A 6,507-nucleotide genomic window follows, 5' to 3' on the forward strand; every position below is an offset into this window, starting at 1 on the left:
AACCGTAGGATTTTTTGGCAGACCCCTTGCTTGCAAAGGCTTTCGGCATTTGTTATACTGAATACTGGAAGCATATTGTTTTTTGTAAGAAGGGCGGTGGCAGTATGAACGAAGAGAAAGACATGCGGACGTTGATCGAAGAAGATCTGCAGCATAGTCAGGAAATTTGGGAATCCTATTCCCATGACAAGGAAAAACTGGGCGAATTGTTTCAACTGCTGCTGCAGCACTACGACGGAAAAATAGACGGCTTTGATGAAGATTTATGGGTCATTCAGGATCGAGAGGACTGTGCCGATATGGCGGAAGTCTACCGGAAGAATATCCGCCATCTCATGGAACGGCTGGAAGCTTTTCGGGATAACGGCTATTCCAATGAAGGACTTATGGAATACTATATCCGCAAGGAGCAGAAAGACATCGATTACAGCGCGGACTTTACCTCTGTGCGCATCTCTCTGGGCATGGCAAATCTGCCCGCAAGGGAAAAAGAAGAAATCATGATGAAGCTGGACGAAATGGAAGAAATTTGTGCCCAAGTGGTTCCCAGAAGCAAAAAATGGGAATCCCTCCGGGAATATCTTATCTGGCTTTCGGGGAAAGAAGCCGATGTTGCCATGGAGATTCTGCCCCTGTTTTTCCGCATCAATGATACCATTACGAAGAGGCAGGAAGTATGATCAAACTCATTGTGTCCGATATGGACGGCACGTTACTAAACGACGAGAAACAGATAGATAAACGCATTTACAGCCTTTTGCCCAAAATGCGGCAGGAAGGCATCCGCTTTGTGGTAGCAAGCGGCAGACAGTACCCTTCCCTGGCAAGAGATTTTCAGGAGCATTTGCCGGAAATCACCGTCATTGCGGAAAACGGCGCCTTTGTGGTGCAGGATGGGAAAGAACTGTATTTCAAAGGCATGAACGAGAAACAGATTGCCCATAGTCTGGATATTATCGAAACATTACCAGAAACAGAAGGGCTTGTCTGTGCGAAATACTGCTGTTATACCACAAGTCAGGAGGTACACGACCTCCTTGCCAGCCCCAAATTCCATTATGACTGTGAATTGGTGGACGACCTATACAAAATGACAGATGGCGTTACAAAGGTTTCCCTCATGGTTTATGGAAACAGCACCACACAGTCCTGCTATGACGCTATGTATCCCCAGTTGCCGGAGGAAATGACGCTGGTGATTTCCGGTGATGCTTGTTTGGATACGGGCATCAAAGGGGTCACAAAAGGCAGTGCATTGGCAGCTTTGCAGGAAATGTGGGGCATTTCGCCGGAAGAAACATTGGTTTTCGGCGACCAGTTCAATGACGTGGAAATGTTCGATCAGGCTTATTATAGCTATGCCATGGAAAACGCTATGGACGGCGTGAAAGAAAGAGCACGTTTTGTGGCAGGAAATAATAACAACGGCGCCGTTGTCGACACCATTTGCCGACTGACGGGTCTGACCATAGAAGGAGAACTATGAAAAAGATAGCGAGCTACGCCTTAGGGTGTAAAGTCAATCAGTATGAAAGCGAAGCCATCGCCGAACTCTTTGCGGAAAAGGGCTATGAAGTGGTTTCCGTAGACGATGAGGCAGATGTATATATCATCAATACCTGTACGGTGACAAATTTCGGGGATAAGAAATCCCGTCAGCTCATCCGTAAGGTGAAACGCCAGAATGAAAACGCCATTGTTGCCGTTGTGGGCTGTTATGCCCAGACTGCGCCGGAAGAACTGGCGGCAGTACATGGTGTGAATCTGGTCATCGGCACCAAGGACAAGAGTAAAATCGTGGAATTGGTGGAAGACTATCAGGCAGAACAGGGCGTGCAGAATTATGTGACAGACATTATGCATGAACGTGTTTTTGAACCACTGGAAATCAAGAAACTGGCAAACCGCACCAGAGCGTACCTGAAAATTCAGGACGGTTGCAGCCAGTTCTGTTCCTACTGTATCATTCCTTATGCCCGTGGCCCCATCCGCAGCCGTCAGCCTGAGGACGTGATCGCAGAAGTAAAACGTCTGGCAGAAAACGGCTTCAAAGAAGTGGTGCTCACTGGCATCCATGTGGCAAGTTACGGCAAGGATTTGAAAACCATCACCCTGACAGACATCATCCGTCAGGTGCATGAAGTAGAAGGCATTGAACGCATCCGTTTCAGTTCCATTGAGCCCAATGTGGTGACAGAGGAATTTGCGGCGGCTATGGCGGAACTGCCGAAGGTTTGTGACCACTTCCACTTGTCCCTCCAGAGCGGCTGTGACAAGACTTTGAAGGAAATGAACCGCAAATACGATACAGAAAAATATCGTCAGGCGGCGGCCCTCCTGCGGAAATATCTGCCGGATGTGGCAATCACCACAGACATTATCGTGGGCTTCCCTGGGGAAACAGAAGAAGATTATCAGGCAAGCCGTGCTTTCGCGGAAGAAATCGGTTTTTCCAAAATCCATGTATTCCCTTATTCCCCCAAGAAAGGCACTCCTGCGGCGGCAAGAAAAGACCAGCTGCAAAACGCTGTGAAACAGGCGCGGAGCCACGACCTCATTACCGTCAACGACCGCATGACAGACGCCTTTTTGCAGAAGCATGTGGGCAAGGTCATGCCTGTTCTCTTTGAACGGTGCGTTGGGGACGATGTCTATGAGGGACATACCACAAACTATATGAAAGTCCACGCAAGAAGCACAAAAGACCTGTCTAACGTCATTGCGGATACAAAAATCCTCTCTGTGGCGGAAGAAATGGCTTTTGGCGAAGTGGAGGCATAAATCCCATTTTTTGTAATATTTATGTAAGGAAAGAACGGTTGCAATCCGTTCTGGTTTATATTATCATGGAAGAATAGAATTTGTTTGGAGACAGCAAGCATGTGCTGTGGAACGGAGCGTGATACACATGAGCAATAACATCAATGAAACACAATATTTCGGCAGAACGGGCAAGGAACCCGAAAATGAAGCAAAAAGAATCCTGATTTCCGTCAGCACGGCACTGCGGGAGAAGGGCTACAACCCTGTCAACCAGATTGTGGGCTATATCCTTTCCGGTGACCCCACTTATATCACCAGCTATCTCAACGCCAGAGCTATGATTCGTAAACTGGAACGTGATGAACTGCTGGAAGAACTGGTAAAAGATTATCTGGACAGAAACGAGTAAGAAAGAGGCATCAATTTGCGTATATTAGGTTTGGACTTCGGTGATAAGACCATCGGCGTGGCAGTGAGTGATCCCTTGGGCTGGACAGCGCAGGGCGTGGAAATCATCAAAAGAGAAAATCCTCAGGAATTTAAAAAATGCATGCGCCGTCTGGCAGAGATCATCGAACAGTATCAGGTGGATACCATCGTTTTGGGCTATCCCAAAAATCTGGATAACTCCGAAGGGGAACGGTGCGAGAAAACAAAGGTCTTTGAGGCGAAAATCAAAGGCAGATTCCCCAAAATCCCTGTGGTGCTCTGGGACGAGCGTTTCAGCACCATTGCGGCAGAGCGTGCCCTGCGCATGGCAGACCTGAGCCACGATAAAAGAAAGAGCGTCATTGACAAAATGGCAGCAGTACACATTTTGCAGGGGTATCTGGACAGCAAGCAGTGAGCCCCCAGAAAGAAACGGAGAAGAACATGAGCGATATTTTTGAAGAAGCAGGCGAACTGGAATTTGAAATCGTGACCATGACCGACGAGGATGGCACAGATGTGGAATTTTCCATTATTGATAACGTAGCCAGCGGCACAGACCGTTACCTGCTGGTAGTAGAAACAGAAAAAATGGACGAAGACGAAACACAGGCTTTGATCCTCAAAGAAGTGGCTATTGACGCCAACGATATCACATATGAAATGGTGGAAGACGACGCGGAATTTGACCGTGTGGCAGAACTTTTTGCCCAGAAAGGCGAAGACTACGAAGTTTCTATCGACGACTGATTTTAGAATGGATAGGGTGGACGGCTGACCGACACCCTTTTCAATATATGTGCGGATAAAAAAGCGAACAGAAACGAAAAAGCAGAAACCTGTCTTTGGAGAAAAATGGGACGTGAATTGTTTTTCAGGGAAGGACAGGATTGCCTGCTCTTTTTGTGCTTGTCTGAAAAAGGAGAAATAGACAGGTTTTGTTTTTGTGTTTAAAGCAGACTTTTTTACGCCATACTAACTTTTAGAAATGGATTACATAAAACGATAAAAAGGAGGTGTGTTTTTTGGCAAACAGAAGATCCAAGCCCAAAACAAGGCTGAAAGTCATCGCTTTGGGCGGTCTGGAAGAGATCGGGAAGAATATGACCGTACTGGAATACGGCAACGATATCATCATCATCGACTGTGGCCTGGCGTTCCCCGAGGACGATATGCTGGGCATTGACCTGGTCATTCCAGACATTACCTATTTGGCAAAGAACGTAGAAAAAATCAGAGGCATCGTGCTGACCCACGGTCATGAAGACCATATCGGCGCACTGCCTTATGTACTGAAACAATTGAAAGTGCCTGTATTCGGCACACTGCTGACACTGGGGCTGTTGGAAAACAAGCTCAGAGAGCATAAAATGCTGGATAAGACCACACTGCATACCGTTGTGCCCGGCGAAAAAGTGAAGCTGGGAGAAATGGTGGTGGAATTCATCCACACAAACCATTCCATCGCCGACTCTGTGGCATTGGCAATCCAGACTCCTGTGGGTATGGTTATCCATACTGGGGACTTTAAGGTGGACTATACACCCATTGACGGGGATATCATCGACTTGCAGCGTTTTGCGGAACTGGGCAGTCAGGGCGTACTGCTCCTCATGAGCGACAGCACCAACGCGGAACGTAAAGGCTTTACCATGTCTGAAAAGAATGTAGGTAAGGTGTTTGAACGGATTTTTGAGGAAACCCCCAGAAACCGTATCATGGTTGCCACATTCTCCTCTAATATCCACCGTATCCAGCAGATCATCAATGCGGCCTATATGTATGGCAGAAAAGTTGCCATCATCGGCAGAAGTATGGTAAACGCCGTAAAAACAGCGTCTGAACTGGATTATCTGTGGGTTCCGCCCCGTACCCTTATTGATATCAACGAAATCAAGAATTATCGGGATGAACAGCTGGTTATCATCACCACAGGCAGCCAGGGCGAAACCATGTCCGCTCTGTCCCGTATTGCCAACAGTGAACATAAACAGGTTAGCGTCAAACCCGATGATAAAATCATCATTAGTGCATCTGCTATCCCCGGCAACGAAAAGAATGTGATCCGCGTGGTCAATGAACTGCTGAAAAAAGGCGCAGATGTGGTATACGGCGGCATTGAGGACATCCACGTTTCCGGTCACGCCCGTCAGGAAGAACTGAAGCTCATGCTTGCCCTGACAAAACCCAAATTCTTCATGCCTGTTCATGGGGAATATATGCACCTGTCCAGCCATAGAGATCTTGCCATCAGCATGGGCATGGATAAGAAAAACATCTTCGTTAATAAACTGGGGGATGTGCTGGAACTGTCCAAAAATGAAGCCAAAGTCACAGGCACTGTACCGACCGGTCAGGTTATGGTAGACGGTCTGGGTGTTGGCGACGTTGGAAACATCGTACTTCGCGACAGAAAGCACCTGTCCGAAGACGGCTTGATGGTGGTTGTGGTTTCCATGGAAGAAGAAACCGGTCAGATTGTGGCAGGTCCCGATATCATTTCCCGTGGCTTTGTTTATGTTCGTGAATCCGAAGGTCTTATGGACGGCGCAAGAGAAGTTGTCATGAAAGCCCTGCAGGAATGCGAAGAAAAGAACATCACCAGCTGGAACTATATCAAGAACCTCATCAAAGATACTTTGAAAAACTATATCTGGCAGAAAACAAAGAGAAGCCCTATGATTCTGCCTATCATCATGGAAGTGTAAAGAAATAAAAAAGTCGGAAATTCTGAAAAGTAAGTTCTTCGTAAGAGGAATTGCGACGACAATCTTCAGAAGAAAATATACCGGATAAAAATAAGAAAGCTGAAATCCTTTCTCGTAATAAGGATTTCAGCTTTCTTTGCTTTCTTATGAAGATGTCTGAAAAGAATTTCCGACTTTTTGTATATCAGGGATTATTCAAACACACAGTCTTTGATGAGCACGTTGCCAAATTTGCCGTCACAGACACCAACCAATGTGATGGCATCTCCTTCCTACTACAATATATTTATGGTTAATATCCCTTACAGCCAGTAAGGAATTATCCATCTTGTTGCTTAAGCTGTATAATGATGGAGCAATAGGTATATCGTCTCCCTTTCTTGGACTTTGCGTCCGTATTATAGACTGATAACCAGCTCCTCATTCGCAGCGTTCGTTTTATGCAGGTTGAATCGCCATAGGCGCATTCGTGTCACACCACAGTAGATTGAATAGGCAATGAGTAAAACTGGTACTTATCCATTGCAATAATTCTTAAGGAGTGACAAATTTATGAACGCAGTAGGTATCGATGTTTCTAAAGGTAAAAGTATGGTTGCAATCATGC

At 46.4% G+C, this 6,507-nt stretch carries 7 protein-coding genes; all 7 read left to right on the plus strand.

All coding sequences use genetic code 11. The features are described from left to right. The first annotated feature begins 104 nt into the window (after nt 1-104). The 7 genes from BUB35_RS12430 to BUB35_RS12460 all read left to right on the plus strand — a co-directional run bounded on the left by BUB35_RS12430 (nt 105) and on the right by BUB35_RS12460 (nt 5,900). Nucleotides 105-680 carry a hypothetical protein gene (locus tag BUB35_RS12430; protein ID WP_143158990.1) on the plus strand — a complete coding sequence of 192 codons (576 nt, stop codon included), beginning with the start codon at nt 105-107 and terminating at the stop codon, nt 678-680. Beyond that, nucleotides 677-1,486: an HAD family hydrolase gene (locus BUB35_RS12435; RefSeq protein WP_072852221.1), complete on the plus strand. Its 810-nt coding sequence runs from the start codon at nt 677-679 to the stop codon at nt 1,484-1,486. The genes BUB35_RS12430 and BUB35_RS12435 overlap by 4 nt, the downstream gene beginning before the upstream one ends. Continuing rightward, nucleotides 1,483-2,781: a tRNA (N(6)-L-threonylcarbamoyladenosine(37)-C(2))-methylthiotransferase MtaB gene (gene mtaB / locus BUB35_RS12440; protein ID WP_072852223.1), complete on the plus strand. Its 1,299-nt coding sequence runs from the start codon at nt 1,483-1,485 to the stop codon at nt 2,779-2,781. Before BUB35_RS12435 ends, mtaB begins: the two co-directional genes overlap by 4 nt. 127 nt (nt 2,782-2,908) lie before the next feature. Next, the gene (locus BUB35_RS12445; RefSeq protein WP_022255166.1) at nt 2,909-3,172 is read left to right on the plus strand and encodes an IreB family regulatory phosphoprotein; all 264 of its coding nucleotides are present in this window, start codon (nt 2,909-2,911) and stop codon (nt 3,170-3,172) included. Between the two features lie 15 nt (nt 3,173-3,187). After that, a complete protein-coding gene (ruvX, locus tag BUB35_RS12450) occupies nt 3,188-3,610 on the plus strand; it encodes a Holliday junction resolvase RuvX (RefSeq protein WP_072852225.1) in 423 nt (140 codons plus the stop codon). Nucleotides 3,611-3,636: 26 nt separating this feature from the next. Next, the gene (locus tag BUB35_RS12455) at nt 3,637-3,942 is read left to right on the plus strand and encodes a DUF1292 domain-containing protein (protein ID WP_084730682.1); all 306 of its coding nucleotides are present in this window, start codon (nt 3,637-3,639) and stop codon (nt 3,940-3,942) included. A 275-nt stretch (nt 3,943-4,217) separates the two neighbouring features. Next, nucleotides 4,218-5,900 carry a ribonuclease J gene (locus tag BUB35_RS12460; protein ID WP_022364299.1) on the plus strand — a complete coding sequence of 561 codons (1,683 nt, stop codon included), beginning with the start codon at nt 4,218-4,220 and terminating at the stop codon, nt 5,898-5,900. Nucleotides 5,901-6,507 lie beyond the last annotated feature (607 nt).

Origin of the sequence: Anaerotignum lactatifermentans DSM 14214, assembly GCF_900142265.1 — a bacterium.
Taxonomy (GTDB): Bacteria; Bacillota; Clostridia; order Lachnospirales; family Anaerotignaceae; genus Anaerotignum; species Anaerotignum lactatifermentans.

Bases quoted from the DNA above. Each gene is read 5' to 3' on its own strand.
- BUB35_RS12430 (WP_143158990.1), top strand. From the start codon at position 105: ATGAACGAAGAGAAAGACATGCGGACGTTGATCGAAGAAGATCTGCAG.
- BUB35_RS12435 (WP_072852221.1), top strand. From the start codon at position 677: ATGATCAAACTCATTGTGTCCGATATGGACGGCACGTTACTAAACGAC.
- mtaB (WP_072852223.1), top strand. From the start codon at position 1,483: ATGAAAAAGATAGCGAGCTACGCCTTAGGGTGTAAAGTCAATCAGTAT.
- BUB35_RS12445 (WP_022255166.1), top strand. From the start codon at position 2,909: ATGAGCAATAACATCAATGAAACACAATATTTCGGCAGAACGGGCAAG.
- BUB35_RS12455 (WP_084730682.1), top strand. From the start codon at position 3,637: ATGAGCGATATTTTTGAAGAAGCAGGCGAACTGGAATTTGAAATCGTG.